The sequence below is a fragment of the Paraburkholderia saeva genome, from assembly GCF_907164555.1.
In the GTDB taxonomy this organism is placed as follows: Bacteria; Pseudomonadota; Gammaproteobacteria; order Burkholderiales; family Burkholderiaceae; genus Paraburkholderia; species Paraburkholderia saeva.
In genome coordinates this window covers 366522-381387 of sequence record NZ_CAJQZC010000001.1, presented here as the reverse complement: position 1 = coordinate 381387, position 14866 = coordinate 366522, and the positions used below count along the sequence as shown (strand labels likewise).

The window sequence follows — 14866 nt, the reverse complement described above, 5'->3', positions numbered from 1 at the left end:
GAAGCACCGACCCATCTCGTACATCTTAGGTTGTTAGAAAATCGCGTGCAGATTTTTGCCGTCTTTGTATACCGTAGAAATTCCCCGTCAGAAACAGGAGCACGGGTCAATTCCGTGACCTAGGATATATGAATGCAAAACGTTTATTTTAACGTCGTGCTTAATACGTCTCTTGATCCATTGGTTATCGTCCGGTAGCAGCACTATCGGAAGACGCCCGTTATTAGACGGCACCATCCACGATCGGAAATTCGGCTCGCATCTGCACGCGAATATGCGAAATGAATAGACGGACCTGAACGTGGAGAGGAGGCAGAGATCTCCGCTTTCACTGTTACTCAGTTACGAGGAAGGTCATGCCTATTCCAGACCGGGCGAAGCGCGCCTGCAAAAAAAAGACCTGTTCTGGCCATGCGATCCATGAAATTCCCGCGCCTGCCATGCGCTTCAATCCGGCGACAATGGCGGTCCTGATGGCAAGCGCAGCGTACAGCGTGCAGCCATCCCCAGCACGAGCACAAACGACCAATCTGCCCTTTATCAGCAATGAGAACACGACCTACACTGGCACGATCAATGTCACTTCGACCAACCGCGGTCGCACCGGCGCTGTGGGCATCTCCTCCGGTGTGACCGGGTATACGACCACTCTCAACGGGACTACCACGATCAATTCGTCCCAAACGGTCTCCACGGGTACAAATCCGACCTACGACGACGCTATTACCGCCAATTCGGGTTCATCGGTTGCCGCGGCGCTGCGCAATACGATCAACGTGATCGGTACTATCAACGTCACCGCCGATGCGTATGCAGCAAATGCAATCTATGCAGGCGGCGGCATCGTGAACCTGACATCGTCGGCACCGATCACACTCAGCATTGTGAGAGCGCTTGGCACGACCGGCACCAACGCTGAAGCGGCAGCCGTCTATGCGCTGGGCACGGGGACGGTCAACATCAACGGCGATCTCATCGCAAACGCCGCACAGGTGCGTGGATATGCGTTGTGGAGCGGAACGGATAACAACACGATCAAGGTCAATGGCAACGCGACGTTGACGACCACCGGCGATCAGGGCTTCGGAATTCGCCAGGACGGCACGGGAACAACTGAAATTACCGGCAACACCACAATCAGGACAACGTCGGCTAGCGGCGCAGCCGGCATGCGTGGGGTTGCGGGTTCGCTGCTTTTCGACGGTGATCTCAGCGTCAGTACGGTTAGCTCGACCGTCAACACCAGCACGAGTGGTAGCCGCTACGAATCGGGCTTTGGCGTGTGGAATTCGTCGACGTCGGGCGTCGCAGGTCCCGGTGCGCAAATCACCGTCAAGGGTTCAACGCAAATCTCCACCACGGGATCAGCTGCGTTTGGGGTGTACAGCAATTCGACAAGCGGCATCATCACGTTTACGGGGCCGGTCAATATCACGACCTCGGGTGGCACCGGCACAGTGACGTATCTGGGGCCGAGCATACTTTCGCTTTACCCCACTGAAGCAGTGGGCGCGTACGGTGTCGATTCGAACAGCGGCACCACCAATTTCGGCGGCCTGACTACTATTTCGGTGAGCGGTGCCTCGGCCACCGGCGGCGGAGTCCGCGTGACGGGCGGCACGGTGAACTTCCTCAACGGTCTGAGCGTCGACGTGAATTCAGCAAAGGGCGGATATGGTGTCTGGCTCGCATCGAACTCAAGTACCGGCTCGCCAGGCGTCGCGAATTTCTCCGGGACGACCAGCCTTTCTACGAATGCCAGCAGTGTCGCCGCGGTACGTGTCGACAAAGGCACCGCCACTTTCACCGGCCCGGCCACGTTGAATGCGACGGGTACGTCCGATTACGGGCTATGGGTGACGGGTGGTGCAACAACGTTCAGCGGCGCGACGCAAATCAGCGCGACGAGCCACGGCATCAACTCGACTGGCGGAACATCGAATCTCAATGGCACGACCCAGATTACTTCCGGAGCGAACGGGGTCAATGCGTCTTCAGGTACCGTCAATTTTGGAGGCACCTCTGTTATCAATGCGTCCAACGCCGGTGTGAACGTGGCAGGCGCGACGGTTACGTTTTCCGCTCCGAGCACGATAGCCGCGGCGGGCGCAGACGCCGCGGTTGTCTCCAAGGGCTCACTGAACTTCAATGCGGGTGCCACAATCAACTCGGTTGCGGCAGGTGCGTATGCGATTCACTCGTCTGGCACAGGCGTATTCAGCGGAAGCGGAAAGTTTGACGTGACCGGCGATCTGCTCGCGGAAGGCGCCTCGAGCTTCGATTTGACGCTCAATAGTGGATCTATGCTAACGGGGGCAGCCAGCACCACCACGTCAAAAGCGCTCAACCTCACCCTGCAGGGCGCTTCCAGCTGGAACCTGAACGCCACGTCGAATGTGACGAACCTGAGCAACGATGCGAGCCTGATCGCGTTTTCAGAGCCGGTCAATCACGCGTTCAAAGCCCTGACGATAGCGGCGAACTATGCCGGGGACAACGCGACGGTGCGGCTCAATACGCTGCTCAACGCAGGCGGCCCGCTTGCCAATCAGCAGACAGACCGGCTGCTTGTTCGCGGCAATGCGACAGGCTCAACGGTCATCGACATCAGGCCCACACCGGATAGCGCGGATGCCATCACGTCGCCGACGGGCGTCATCAACGCGGACGAAGGCATCTCGGTCGTGCAGGTCGGGGGAAGCTCAACGCAGCAGGCGTTTCAACTGGCGGGCGATTATGTCGCCGGCCCGCACTCGCCATACCAGTACCGGCTGTACGCGTACGGTCTAGGTTCAAATCACGGAATAGCGGATTCTTCGCAGTCTCTAGTTGGCGGCAATGCCAACGCCTGGGATTATCGGTTGCAAACTGCCTATGTGACGCCCGGAGGCGATGTCGATCCCGACCCATCGCCAACTCCAACACCGACTCCGACTCCAACTCCAACTCCAACTCCAACTCCAACACCAACACCAACTCCAACTCCAACGCCAGGACAGGATGTAATCGTCCCGCCCGACGCGCGTCTTGCCGTGGCGCCCCAGGTTGCGTCGTATCTGACGGCTCCCGCGGCTCTGCTCTACGCTGGCCTCGTCGACATCGACACGCTGCACCGCCGGCTCGGTGAAGTTCGCGATGACCGCGACCTGGCACGAGACAATGGACCGGGCGAGATGTTCTTTCGCGCCTACGGCGGCACATTTCATTACACGACCAATCAGAATTTCACCAGCTACGGCTATAACGCGACCGGCAACTACTCTGCCATTCAGGTCGGGGGCAACCTCTACAAACATCGGGACGACAACGGCAGCATCTGGCGCTTCGGCCTCGCCGGCACGATGGGCTGGCTGAACTTCACACCCGAGGCCGTCGATGGCGAGAGCAGCGGACAATCAACTATATATCGACTGTCCGGCTACGCCACTTACCAGAACCAAAAAGGCTGGTACGTCGACAGTATTCTGTCGGTCGGGTGGTTCGACGGCCAGGTGAACACCGACGCGCGAGGGAAAGCAATGAATCTGAACGGCAACGCGTACGCAGCGTCGGTCGAAGGTGGCTACCCCTTCGCGCTGGCAGCCGGCCTGAACCTGGAGCCCCAGGTACAACTGGTCGGTCAGCACCTGAGCTTTCGCAACGAAACAGATATCGACGAACTGCCCGTCAACATCGGCGCGCAGAACCAGTTGACCGGTCGGCTCGGCGTGAGACTTACCCGTCCATTCGAACTCGACAAAGGCCGCGTCACACCGTATGGCGCAATCGATCTGCTGCACTCGTTCACCGACGGTACCAACGTACAGGTTGCCGATGCAAATTTCGTTTCGGGGAAGGCAGGCGATGCATTGCAGTTTTCCGCGGGCATAAACGGCACCGTCACACCAAGGATGTCGCTCTACGGACGCGTTTCCTGGCAGCAGGCGATCGGCAACGCCGGATTTCGCGCATGGCTATTTAACCTTGGCGGACGGTACCTTTTCTAGCGACCCGTTTGCGCTGAACGGGATATCGGAAATCGACGCGGCAAAAAATGTGACTACGTCGCGCACCTGTCGCGTCCTCGCGCCGTTCCGTTTCTGCCACCTCACAGTGCTCCCGAAAGCCGCCCGATCGGGCGGCCCCGTCCACTTTGGCCTCAACCGCGCCGAGCCATGGACCGTGCCGCGCGAAGTCCGTCAGTGCCAGTCTAGAAACGCGTCTCGACACCCACTCGGGTAAGGAACTGGCTCGGCCCGCTCGATGTTCCGTCAGCATCGAGCACACCGCTGATCAACGCCTGCGCACCCGAATTGGTGCGCTGATACACCGCCTCCACATACACCAGCGTACGCTTCGACAGGAAGTAATCCGCCACTGCGGTTACCTGATGAGCGTGGTTATTGTTCAGGAAGTCGTTGCCCTTCATGTACATATAGTCCGCGCCCAACTGCACGCTCGGCGTCACGAGATATTCGACGCCGATTTCGCCCTCTGCAATTGCACCGCCGTTCTGCGTATTGCGAACCGTTGTGATGAGGGCATTGGTCGTCAGGCTACCGAGTTGATAGTGCGCACCGACGCCCCAGTTGCGGATGCCGACTTCAGGCGCGCCCGCGCTCAGATACTTTGCCTCGGTGTAGGCCGCAGCCGCGCCAAACGGTCCGTTGTCGTAATTGATGCCCGCGCTAACCGTATTGCCACTACCGATCGACCCCGGTACGCCGCCGAAGCCGTACAGCATGCCGAAACGGAAGCCCGCCAGCGACGGTGACGAGTACTTGACGGAATTGGTGACCGTTTGTCCTGACATACGATCCCAGTCGAACTGCCCTGCGTATGGCGGGTTATAAGGAATCGCGATCTTGTTGAACGGACCCGCGCGGAAATTGTAGAGGCCGCCCACCGACATCGCCGCATCGGTACGTCCAAAAAACAGCGCGTCGGTCATGAAGTCATACTGATTTCCGAGCGTCAATTTTCCGTATTGATCGCTGTCGAGTCCAATCCACGCGTTGCGGCCGAAGATGCCTTTACCAGGTGGCTGAATCGCGCCCGTCCCAACTGCAAATTGATTGACCAGCGTGAATACAGCATGTAATCCGCCGCCCAGGTCTTCGTTACCCTTCAACCCGAACATGTTCGGCGAAAGGATACCGTCGTCGAACTTTGCATTGCCGTGGCCACCTTCATTGCTGACATAGGTGATGCCCGCGTCCATCACGCCGAACAGCGTCACGCTGTTATTGCCCGTGTCCGCCTGCGCCTGTGCCTGCGCACCCGCGCACACGATCAGCGCCCCCCACCACTTTAGCGACATCTTCATTACCTGCTCTCCTTAAACCCGATTTCAAATTTCAACTTTTAATTAGATATACGAATTGATCAGATATACGAATTGAATCGACGAGACACGCACCGCCGTCACGTTCCTTATCCACTCATAAAGCGAGCGGATAAGGACCCATCTTGAATCAATCAGCGGTTGCTGCAGAGAGCGGAGACGCGCTGCGCACACCCATGCACGTCAAAGTCGCGCACTCGTCACAAATCGCACTACCCTGTTGCGGGTCGCGATCCGTCTCATAGGCTGTGTAGCCATTGTTGCAACTCGCGCACTCGATCCAGGCGTGGCGCGGATCACTCACTTCACGGCGAGGATCCAGCGCGTGACCTCGGGCGCGCACCGGCATCAGTTTCCACAGCAGCAGATAAAGGCCTACCCCGACAACCAGGGAAATAGGCGAAGCAAGCGCGTTGGCGAGCGCAGGCACCGACCTGCTTTCCGTGAGAGCAATGCCCACGGCACCCGAAATGATCCATGCGATCAACCCCGGCGTAACGAGCGCCACACGATTCGCGCGAAACTCGAGGCCATCTTTTCGCTCATGCGGATTGAGCCAGAGGTGGGTCGCCACGATCGCGATCCAACCTAGGAAGAACGCGCTCTGCCACTGCAATGCGCGCATCAGATAGCTGAATACGTCAGTGAGCATCAGCACGAAAGTCAGTACGCCGACAATCAGCACCCACGCCATGCGTCCGAGCTTGATACCGAGCGTGCCCGCTGCAAGGCGCTCGAAGTTCATCGACGCCTCGTAGTAGTTCAGTGTGCTGATACGGGTTTGCGTGACGATGATCAACAGCAATCCGAGCAAGCCTCCGCTCGACAGAATCGCCTGTACGACACCCGCCTCCTGAGTCGGATCATGCGGCAGCATCGTGCGGACCAGATAGATGCCAGCGAGACCGTTCGCGCCGTACAGCCAGAGATAGAACAGAAAACCAAAGGTCGTGTGTTCATGAAAGCCGCTGTCCTCGACCTTGCCGAAGCGTGCGAAATCGGTACCCGTCAGAATCAGCGGCCACGTGCCCATCAGCAGGCAAAAGCCCATTAGCCAGCCCGGAATGGGACGGGCGACCTGCGGAACGACGCCGCTGAAATGCAGCCACGCACTGCCCTGATCCGTGTGGAACACGGCCATACCCACCACCGCCGCCAGTCCGACGACGTAGAACGGCAACAGAAAGCCGTTCAGCTTCGCCATCCAGCTCTGTACGCTGCCCAGCATGAGCGGCAGCATCGCCAGCGACACCAGCGCATACCAGAACCACATGGGCAGTCCGCCGCCAAAATACAGCTTGAGCGAGACCGCGAGCGTGCTGCTCTCGAAGATCGTGTAGTACGTGACCATCGCGGCCATCAGCAGGGAGGTCAGCGTACCGCCGAGCAGTCCGAACGGGCGACGCGACAGCAGCGTACTGCTCAAACCGCCGAGTACGCTATTGCGGGTGAACATCGGCCCAAGCAGCGACATGCACGCAATGGTGACAGCGAGCGCGATCAGCGCGGGGACCGTACCGTACAGCGTGGCGGCCAGCGCGCCGAAGAACACCCAGCACATCGCGCTCAACAGCGACCAGTAGGACATGGTGAGTTGCCAGCGTCCCACACGTGCGGTGAGCGGCACGGCGTGGTTGACGTAATCGGCCTGGCGCTGTTTGGCCGCGGCGACCGGATCTTCGGTTGCGCTGACGCGCAAGGCAGGCGCCTGTTGTTTATGGACATGCATGTTGCGACTCCTCCTGATGAGGCGAATGCAGCACCCGACGGACCACCCTGTGCAGTCGCGGCAAGCTGCTGCTTCCAGCCCTTACTGGTCTGGAAACGGATAAGGGAAAGGCCGATGGCAATCGGCCCCTGTAACGGTTGGACAACGCGACACAACACCCTTGCTGCGGCCCCGGAACCGCGTCGCTCACACGCCATGCCGCTTAACCTCGCACAGCGACGGTGAACGCCCGGTAATGGACCGCACGCTCCATTCCGTCCTCCTTTGCAGTACTGACTGCTATTGCTTTTATGGTGCACGAATCAGGTAGCGCGACGTGTCTCCTCCATCTCCCCTGATTCGCGACGTGCGTCAGCTGACGGCGCGACGCCGCGCCTCGGACGTCACGCCGCGCGCCGCTCTTTGATCACCGGATTGCGCAACGTTCCAATACCGTCCACTTCGACTTCGACCACATCGCCGTCTTTCATGAAAAGGGGTGGCGTGCGCTTGAAGCCGACACCGCCCGGCGTGCCCGTCACGATCACGTCGCCCGCTTCGAGTGTGGTGAATGTCGAAATGAACGCAACCAGCCTGGCGAGCGGGAACGTCATCAGGTCGGTCGTCGTGCGCTGCACTTCCTTGCCGTTCAGACGCGTCACCAGCGAGATGTCACGATCCAGCGGCAATTCGTCCGGTGTGACCAGCCACGGGCCGAACGCACCCGTCGCCGGAAAGTTTTTGCCGGCGGTCCACTGCGTCGAGCGGGCCTGCCAGTCACGCACCGAGCCATCGTTGTAGCAGGACAGTCCCGCCACATGGGTGAGCGCGCGCGCTTCGTCGATACGTCGGCCGCCCGTGCCGATCACCGCCGCGATTTCGCCTTCGAAGTCGAATGCGTCCGATTCGATCGGGCACAGCAGCGGCCGTTCGTGGCCAGTCTGCGATTGCGCGCCGCGCATGAACAGCACCGGGTCCGGCGTATCCGCGCGGTTCGTTTCCTCGCGATGCGCCTTATAGTTCAGACCCACGCAAAAGATCCGCCCCGGGTTCGGAATCAGCGGCAGGAAGACGATGTCGCTGACGCGGAAATCCGCGTCGCCCGCAATCAAACGCCCAGCGATCCGTGCAAGCGCATCATTCGCCAACGCACTCTTCAGATCCGGACACGACGGCCCAAGACGCAGCGCGAGGTCGTATACCCGTTCACCTTCGACGAGGCCATAGCTCGCGCCTTGCGAGGTGACATAAGACATCAGCTTCATCGATCAGTCCTTGTTCGCCGAGCATCCGATATGCGCGATAGCCTCGATCTCCAGCAGGATCTCCGGCTTCGCGAGCGAGCGCACTTCAACCAGCGTGCAGGCGGGAAAATCACCTGTGAAGAACTCCTTGCGAGCGCGCCACACTTCCGTGTTGTGACCGATACGCGTAACGAAAATCGTCATCTTCACGACGTCGTCCATCACACCGCCCGCAGCTTCCACCATGTCCTTGATCTTCTGGAACACGACTTTGGCCTGCTCGTATTCGTTATCGCCGAGCACGCTCTCGCGATCCGGCCCGCGCGAGGTCATGCCCGACACGTAAGCAACATCGCCCACGCGCAGACAGTTCGACCAGAGTTGCGCGGGCGGTTCGTTCACGGCCGCAGAAATGATGCGTTCCTTCTTGGCTGCCATTGCGGCACTCTCCTGATAGTTCGGTAATCGGTTGGTTCAGAGCTTGATGCGTGCATCCCAGGGCGATTGACCGCCCCAGTTCACGCAGACGCTCTGGCGTCGCATGTAGCCTTTCCACGCGTCCGATCCCGCCGTACGGCCACCACCTGTTTCTTTCTCGCCGCCGAACGCCGCGCCGACATCCGCACCGGTCGTGCCCATGTTGACCTTGGCGATGCCGCAGTCGCTGCCCGCTGCCGAAAGAAACAGTTCGATGTTGCCCAGATGCATACTGTGAATGCCCGACGCAAGCCCTTGCGGTACGTCGTTGTGAATGCGTAGTGCTTCTTCGAGATCGTCGTAGACCATCACGTAGAGAATTGGCGCGAAGGTCTCGTGCTGCACGCATTGCCATTGCGGCTGAACACCGGTGACGATGGTCGGCTCGACGTAGTAGCCAGGACGGTCGATCCGCTTGCCGCCATACACCACGTTGCCGCCCAGTTCGCGCGCCATCGTGATTGCGTTGGCGAAGTCGCCGACGGCGGCACGATCGATCAACGGACCGACCACGGCGTCCTGCTCACGCGGATCGCCTACCTTGATCTGCGCGAACGATTGTTTCAGCAACTCAGTCAGCTCACGGACCACGCTGCGATGCGCGATCACGCGGCGCGTGCTGGTGCAACGCTGGCCGGTCGTACCGACTACGCCGAACGTGATGCTGCGCGCCGCGAGCTTCAGATCCGCGGTTTCGTCGACGATGCAACCGTTGTTACCCGAACACTCGAGCATGTAGCGCCGTCCCAGCGTGCCGCCAACGATGTTGGCCACCTTGCGGCCCACCTGCGACGAACCCGTGAACGACACGAGTGCAATGCGCGGGTCGGTGACGATCAGCTCGGCCACCTCGTTGCTCTCGGGAATGAAGAGTGAAAAGACGCCTTCGCAGTCCATTTCCTTCATCGCCTGATTCGCAATGTTCTGGATCGCAATCGCAGTCAACGGCACCTTGGGGCTCGGCTTCCAGATCACCGTATTCCCGCCGATTGCAGCCAGAAAACCGTTTTGCGCCCACACTGCCGCGGGGAAGTTGTAGGCGGAAATCACAGCGGCGACGCCGAGCGGCAGCCACTGGTCATACATGCGGTGTTTCGCGCGCTGTGATTGCTGCGTGAAACCGAAGAGCATCCGGGACTGACCGGCGGCGAGCGTCGCCATGTCCACGCACTCTTTCAGCTCGCCGCGTGCTTCCATGAGCGACTTGCCGGTATCGAGCGCGACGACCGCGGCGAGCGTCTCCATGTTCTGCGCGATCAGTTCGCCAATGCGATGCACCAGCTCGCCTCGACGTGGCGCCGGTACCATGCGCCACTTACGCTGTGCGGCGACGGCCGCCTGCGCGATGGATTCGTATTCGGCTTCGGTAGCGCCGGCAATACGCGCATAAGTTTCGCCGTCCGCGGGACAGGTGACGTCGAAGGTCGCGCGGCCTTGCGTTGCGGTCCAACCCGCGTGGGGAACGTAGGCGCCTGACTGCACGCGTGCAACGCCAGCCGCCTCGAGGATAGTTTTTGCATCAAACATCGTGGTTCTCTCGTGAAAGGATTAACAGGTACGCAGCGCATCGAGGCGCTTACGCATCCTCATCCAGTGGGGCGTTTTTCGACAGGAATCCGCCAATGGTTTCGTCCGTATGAAACACGGGCTTCTCGTCGTAGTGCGGGCCGTCATAGATTTCGATCAGCACGCTACGCTCGTGTGCGATGGTCGGTCCGTGCGGATTGCCCTTCGGGTTCATGTAAAACGAGCCGGGGCGCAAACGCAGGCTCACGTCCGTGTACTCGTAATCGCCTTCGAGGCAGTACATGAACTGATTGGATGCATGCTTATGCTTCACCGGAATGCGGCCGCCCTTCTCGTATTCGAGCAACGCGATGCTCGCGCCCGTTTCGGTGTTTTTCCACAGGAAGTACTGACGAAACCCGTATTCAGGAAAGTCGATCCATTGCGCCGGATCGAGCTCCTGCGTGCGGATCAGCACTTCGAGCGGCTTCATCGTGTTGACGTCGGGCGTCATTGCGCATCCTCCAGTGATGGACGGCCGGCGGCCACCCATTGGTCATATTCAGACCGGCTTTCCGGCGTCGCGGGAAAGAGGCCAAAGATCGAGCGGCCGCGCGCGATATGCAGCGCCGCAAACGCTTCGTATTCGACGGCGTCGAGCGCCTGCGCCGCGACTTCGTCGACCAGCGCGGCAGGAATCGCGACGACGCCTTCCGCGTCGCCGACAATCACGTCGCCCGGATAGATCGCAACGCCCGCGCAGCCAACCGGTCCGTCGAGTTCGACCGGATGCATCGCGATCGGCGTGGCGGGCGGCGCCGCCTGCTTCTGGTAGCAGGGCAAGCCGGTTTCGCGGATCGCCGGAGCGTCGCGATAGCCGCCGTCAGTGACGACGCCAGCCACGCCTCGTTGCTTCAGGCGCGCGGCCATCATGTCGCCCATCGCGGCGGAGCGTGTGCTGCCCATCGCGTCGATCACGAGCACCGCGCCCGGCGGACACTCTTCGATCGCCCGGCGATGCTTGTTGTCGTCGCGGCCATAGTTCGCCATCGAGTCGACGTCCTCGCGGGCCGGCATGAAGCGCAGCGTGTAGGCGCGGCCCACCAGTTGCCCCTGCTCAGGCGCGAGCGGCGCGACACCGAGCAGATAGACATTGCGAAAACCGTGCTTGAGCAGCACGTTCGCGACATTGGCGGAACCTACTTTCATCAAACGTGCGCGGGTCTCTTCCGGGAGCGGCACGGCCGCCGGACTGGGGTCCAATTGCGTTGTGATCATCAGGTATTCGCTCGATTCAGGCGTGAGCGCGCCCCCGGCCGGGATGAAACGGCCGTTCAGAACGCGCAGTGACGCGGGTTTGCGGTGTTAGGGCTTTACTGGAAGAATTCCAGCGGCGGCTCCATGCCCCATTGCGTAGTTTCGGCGGCAGTGCCGGTAAAGACACCCGGCTGGTGCGTCGCATCGACGACGTCGCCGTCGGTGTAGTGTTCGACGCGGAACCCGAACGGGTCTTTCCAGTAGTCGAAAATCTGGCTGCCCATCAGATGACGTCCAACGCCGACATCGAGTGTCCAGCCTTGCGAGAGGAGATAGTCGTGCGCGCCCATCACCGCATCGAGATCGGTGACCTCAAACGAGCAATGGTGCAAACCGACCTTCTCCGACTGCAGCACGAGGATGCTGTGATGATCGACGAGTTCAGCGCCACGATTGAAGCGCAGGAACGTGCCGAAAATCCGCGCCTCTTCTCCAGGCAATCCAAAATGATCGGATGGCAGAAGATTGAAGCGCTCGGTGAGCCACTTCACCGACTCGTCGTGATTGCTCACGTGCAGGACGAAGTGACCGAGACGCAAGGCCTCGCACGGCGCACGCTTCACTCGCACCGACGCATTCACACGCGGCTTGCGAACGGCGTCGTTGAGCGCGTTGGGTTCGCGCAGCTCGACCGCGGGAGACGAGGCGCGGCCCCACATCGCATCGATCGCAAATCCGTCGGGCATTGTCATGCGCACGAGCCAGCCGCCGCCCGGCTCGTCGCTCGCCGTCACGGGCGAAGATCCCGGGAGCGCGGCCAGTTCGTCGAGTTCCGCGCGGCTCGCGACTTCGAGGCTCGCACCGGCAAAACGCGCGCGCTCGGCACGACGCGTGACGTGCAGATGATGCTGACGTCCCGCGCCGCGCATGTACAACGTGTGAGCATCGCCGTCGGCGCGCGTCAAACCAAAATCGGTCATGAAGCGCTCCATCAGGGCGAGATCCGGTGCCTCGTAGGTCACCTGCGCGATGTCGATTGCTGTTGGCATGGCAGTCACTTTAAATGTGCGTAATCAGATGATGCGGCGATGCGCGTTCAGTTCGACTCGGCGAGCCGGCCATACCGGCCCGCATGAAACAGAAGTGGTTGCGGCGCGTCGGTGTGCGTGAACATCTCGTGCACCTCGCCGACGAACAACGTGTGATCGCCGCACGGATACGCATGCCGCAACTGCGCGGCAAGACGCACCGCCGCGCCTTCGATCACCGGCACACCACCCACGCGCTCGAACACCGGCGCGTAGCGCTCCGAAGGCTTGCCCGCGAAATGCTGGCTGATGTCGTCCTGACCATGCGCCAACACGCTGATTCCGAACATGCCCGCATTCCGGATCTTCTCGTGCATGCGCGCCGTGCAGGCAACCGATACCAGCACGAGCGGCGGTTCCAGCGAACCGGACATGAACGCATTGGCGGTCATCGCATGCGGCTCGCCGCCGATTTCGGTCGAAATCACCACGACGCCCGTCGCGAACTGGCCCATCGCGTTGCGGAACTCACGCGCGGTGAAAGCCGGTGTGGTCTGTTCGTCCGTGCTTGCACCCTGGCGCAAGGCGTCGCTTGCGGGTGGGCGCGATGTCATGCTTTGCAACATAGTTCGTCTTCTCCACTCATCCGTTATCGCGCGCGCTTTACCGGCGCGTCAGGATGCTGACGTCATCCGGATTCACCAGGTCGGGGACGGTCCAGCCATTGAGGTCGTACTCGTCCATGGCCGATTGCGCGAACGCCTTGAAGCGATCGAGATTGCCGCTGCCCTGCGCCGCATACAGATTGGTGAGACGCGTCACATCGTTACTGCCGATGTAGTTGATTTCATAAAGCTCGTGGCGTGCGCCGAACTCGGTGCCGATCGCATCCCACAGCATCTTCATCACCTTCACGCGTTCTTCGGCGTCAGCGCCGCCCGAGCCGCGCACATAGCGGTCCAGATAGCCGCGAATCTCCGGCACCTTGAAGTCGTTGGCATGCGAGTTCAGATAGATCAAACCGCTCGCCACCACCTGCTCGATGATGTTCTTCACGCGCGGCATTGCTTCCTGATTCAACACGCGATACGCGCCAGCGAAATGCGGGTCGGGGCGAATCATGTCGTTCCAGGGCACCTCGCTCTTGGCCATGGCGTCGGACAATGCCCAGAACGTGTTGCGCCATGCGATCACTTCGCCCAACTGCGCCTGCACGCCGAAGAAACTCTTCGCACCCGTGATTTCCAGAGCACGCGTCAGCAACCCGACGATGAAATCCATCTTCACGGCGAAGCGCGTGCAACCATGCATCGACGCCCGCTCGAGGAAGCCCGAACCCGTGTTGAACTTGTTCGCTTGCTCGACATCGCCGTGCATGAACACGTCTTCCCACGGGATGAACACGTTGTCCATCACAAGGATCGCGTCGTTTTCGTCTAGGCGGCTCGAGAGCGGATAGTCGAAGGGGCTGCCGAGCACCGCAGCGCGATATTCGTTCGACACGCGACACAGCAGCTTCACGCCTGGCGCATTGGTCGGCATGATGAAGACCGGGCAAAACTTGGGGTCCTGTACCGGCACCTGTGCAATGTGCGCAATGAAGGTGTAGTGCGTGAGCGCCGATCCCGTCGCCACCACCTTCGCGCCGCTCACATAAATGCCGGCATCGGTTTCCTTCACCACCCGCACGAACACGTCCGAGGACTCCGACGGCGGCAGATCGCGATCGACCGGCGGATTCATGATCGCGTGATTCACGTACCAGGTGCGCTCCTGCGCCTTGCGGTACCAACGCGTGGCGTTCTCTTCGAAGCCCTTGTAGAACTGCGCGTTCGCGCCGAGCGTGCCGAGGAACGAGCCTTTGTAGTCCGGCGAGCGGCCCATCCAACCCCATGCGCAGCGCTGCCATTCAGCAATGGCGTCACGTTGCGCGACCTGCTCGGCCACTGTGTGCGGCGCGCGAAAGAAACGCTGTGTGAAGCCGCCCCACTCGGTCGGCGTGGTCAGGATTTCCTTGCGCTTCGGATCATGCAGCGCGTCATACATCCGCGCGATCATGCGTGCCGAATTGCGAAACGCCGGATGTTCCGCGACATTTTTCACACGCTCACCGTAAATCCAGACCTCACGGCCGTCGTCGAGGCTCTTCAGGAATTCCGCGCCGGTGAAAGGAATAAAGGCTTTGTTATCGGCGTTGTGCAAATTTTCGGACATCTATCCGTCTCCGTCGGTACATCGTCTGCTGCTTGGCAGACTGGCAATCATTTGAAAACAGGTCAGCCGTGCGGGCTTCATCGATGGGTAGATCTTCGCCAATCAAAAC

11 protein-coding genes are annotated in these 14866 nt (G+C 60.5%); 1 reads left to right on the top strand and 10 read right to left on the bottom strand.

The genetic code is table 11. The features are described from left to right. Window positions 1-356: 356 nt before the first annotated feature. Window positions 357-3986: an autotransporter outer membrane beta-barrel domain-containing protein gene (locus tag LPA36_RS01695; RefSeq protein WP_228874413.1), complete on the top strand. Its 3630-nt coding sequence runs from the start codon at window positions 357-359 to the stop codon at window positions 3984-3986. Between the two features lie 203 nt (window positions 3987-4189). On the opposite strand, the gene LPA36_RS01690 is transcribed toward LPA36_RS01695, so the two are convergent. The 10 genes from LPA36_RS01690 to LPA36_RS01645 all read right to left on the bottom strand — a co-directional run bounded on the left by LPA36_RS01690 (window position 4190) and on the right by LPA36_RS01645 (window position 14757). Further along, the gene (locus LPA36_RS01690; protein ID WP_228874412.1) at window positions 4190-5305 is read right to left on the bottom strand and encodes a porin; all 1116 of its coding nucleotides are present in this window, start codon (window positions 5303-5305) and stop codon (window positions 4190-4192) included. Window positions 5306-5453: 148 nt separating this feature from the next. Beyond that, window positions 5454-7052 (bottom strand): purine-cytosine permease family protein, encoded by a 1599-nt coding sequence (locus LPA36_RS01685; RefSeq protein WP_228874411.1) that lies wholly within the window; start codon window positions 7050-7052, stop codon window positions 5454-5456. Window positions 7053-7435: 383 nt separating this feature from the next. Further along, on the bottom strand, window positions 7436-8296 hold the full coding sequence (locus LPA36_RS01680) for a fumarylacetoacetate hydrolase family protein (RefSeq protein WP_228874410.1): 861 nt from the start codon (window positions 8294-8296) through the stop codon (window positions 7436-7438). A 3-nt stretch (window positions 8297-8299) separates the two neighbouring features. Then, window positions 8300-8713, bottom strand: coding sequence for a RidA family protein (locus LPA36_RS01675; RefSeq protein WP_228874409.1), 414 nt, complete (start codon window positions 8711-8713; stop codon window positions 8300-8302). Window positions 8714-8749: 36 nt separating this feature from the next. After that, window positions 8750-10279 carry an aldehyde dehydrogenase family protein gene (locus LPA36_RS01670; RefSeq protein ID WP_228874408.1) on the bottom strand — a complete coding sequence of 510 codons (1530 nt, stop codon included), beginning with the start codon at window positions 10277-10279 and terminating at the stop codon, window positions 8750-8752. Window positions 10280-10328: 49 nt separating this feature from the next. Next, window positions 10329-10772: a cupin domain-containing protein gene (locus LPA36_RS01665; protein ID WP_228874407.1), complete on the bottom strand. Its 444-nt coding sequence runs from the start codon at window positions 10770-10772 to the stop codon at window positions 10329-10331. Then, entirely contained in the window at window positions 10769-11536 is a 768-nt protein-coding gene (locus LPA36_RS01660; RefSeq protein WP_267478891.1) for a ribonuclease activity regulator RraA, read from the bottom strand. The genes LPA36_RS01665 and LPA36_RS01660 overlap by 4 nt, the downstream gene beginning before the upstream one ends. A 95-nt stretch (window positions 11537-11631) precedes the next feature. Continuing rightward, on the bottom strand, window positions 11632-12564 hold the full coding sequence (locus LPA36_RS01655) for a VOC family protein (protein WP_228874405.1): 933 nt from the start codon (window positions 12562-12564) through the stop codon (window positions 11632-11634). 47 nt (window positions 12565-12611) lie between these two features. Further along, on the bottom strand, window positions 12612-13157 hold the full coding sequence (locus LPA36_RS01650; RefSeq protein ID WP_228874404.1) for a flavin reductase family protein: 546 nt from the start codon (window positions 13155-13157) through the stop codon (window positions 12612-12614). Between the two features lie 49 nt (window positions 13158-13206). Continuing rightward, window positions 13207-14757 carry a 4-hydroxyphenylacetate 3-hydroxylase family protein gene (locus LPA36_RS01645; protein ID WP_228874403.1) on the bottom strand — a complete coding sequence of 517 codons (1551 nt, stop codon included), beginning with the start codon at window positions 14755-14757 and terminating at the stop codon, window positions 13207-13209. Between the last annotated feature and the right edge of the window lie 109 nt (window positions 14758-14866).

What these genes read in the sequence shown, in the direction of transcription:
- LPA36_RS01695 (WP_228874413.1), top strand. Translation starts at nt 357, where the DNA reads ATGCCTATTCCAGACCGGGCGAAGCGCGCCTGCAAAAAAAAGACCTGT.
- LPA36_RS01690 (WP_228874412.1), bottom strand. Translation starts at nt 5,305, where the DNA reads ATGAAGATGTCGCTAAAGTGGTGGGGGGCGCTGATCGTGTGCGCGGGT.
- LPA36_RS01685 (WP_228874411.1), bottom strand. Translation starts at nt 7,052, where the DNA reads ATGCATGTCCATAAACAACAGGCGCCTGCCTTGCGCGTCAGCGCAACC.
- LPA36_RS01680 (WP_228874410.1), bottom strand. Translation starts at nt 8,296, where the DNA reads ATGAAGCTGATGTCTTATGTCACCTCGCAAGGCGCGAGCTATGGCCTC.
- LPA36_RS01675 (WP_228874409.1), bottom strand. Translation starts at nt 8,713, where the DNA reads ATGGCAGCCAAGAAGGAACGCATCATTTCTGCGGCCGTGAACGAACCG.
- LPA36_RS01670 (WP_228874408.1), bottom strand. Translation starts at nt 10,279, where the DNA reads ATGTTTGATGCAAAAACTATCCTCGAGGCGGCTGGCGTTGCACGCGTG.
- LPA36_RS01665 (WP_228874407.1), bottom strand. Translation starts at nt 10,772, where the DNA reads ATGACGCCCGACGTCAACACGATGAAGCCGCTCGAAGTGCTGATCCGC.
- LPA36_RS01660 (WP_267478891.1), bottom strand. Translation starts at nt 11,536, where the DNA reads ATGATCACAACGCAATTGGACCCCAGTCCGGCGGCCGTGCCGCTCCCG.
- LPA36_RS01655 (WP_228874405.1), bottom strand. Translation starts at nt 12,564, where the DNA reads ATGCCAACAGCAATCGACATCGCGCAGGTGACCTACGAGGCACCGGAT.
- LPA36_RS01650 (WP_228874404.1), bottom strand. Translation starts at nt 13,157, where the DNA reads ATGACATCGCGCCCACCCGCAAGCGACGCCTTGCGCCAGGGTGCAAGC.
- LPA36_RS01645 (WP_228874403.1), bottom strand. Translation starts at nt 14,757, where the DNA reads ATGTCCGAAAATTTGCACAACGCCGATAACAAAGCCTTTATTCCTTTC.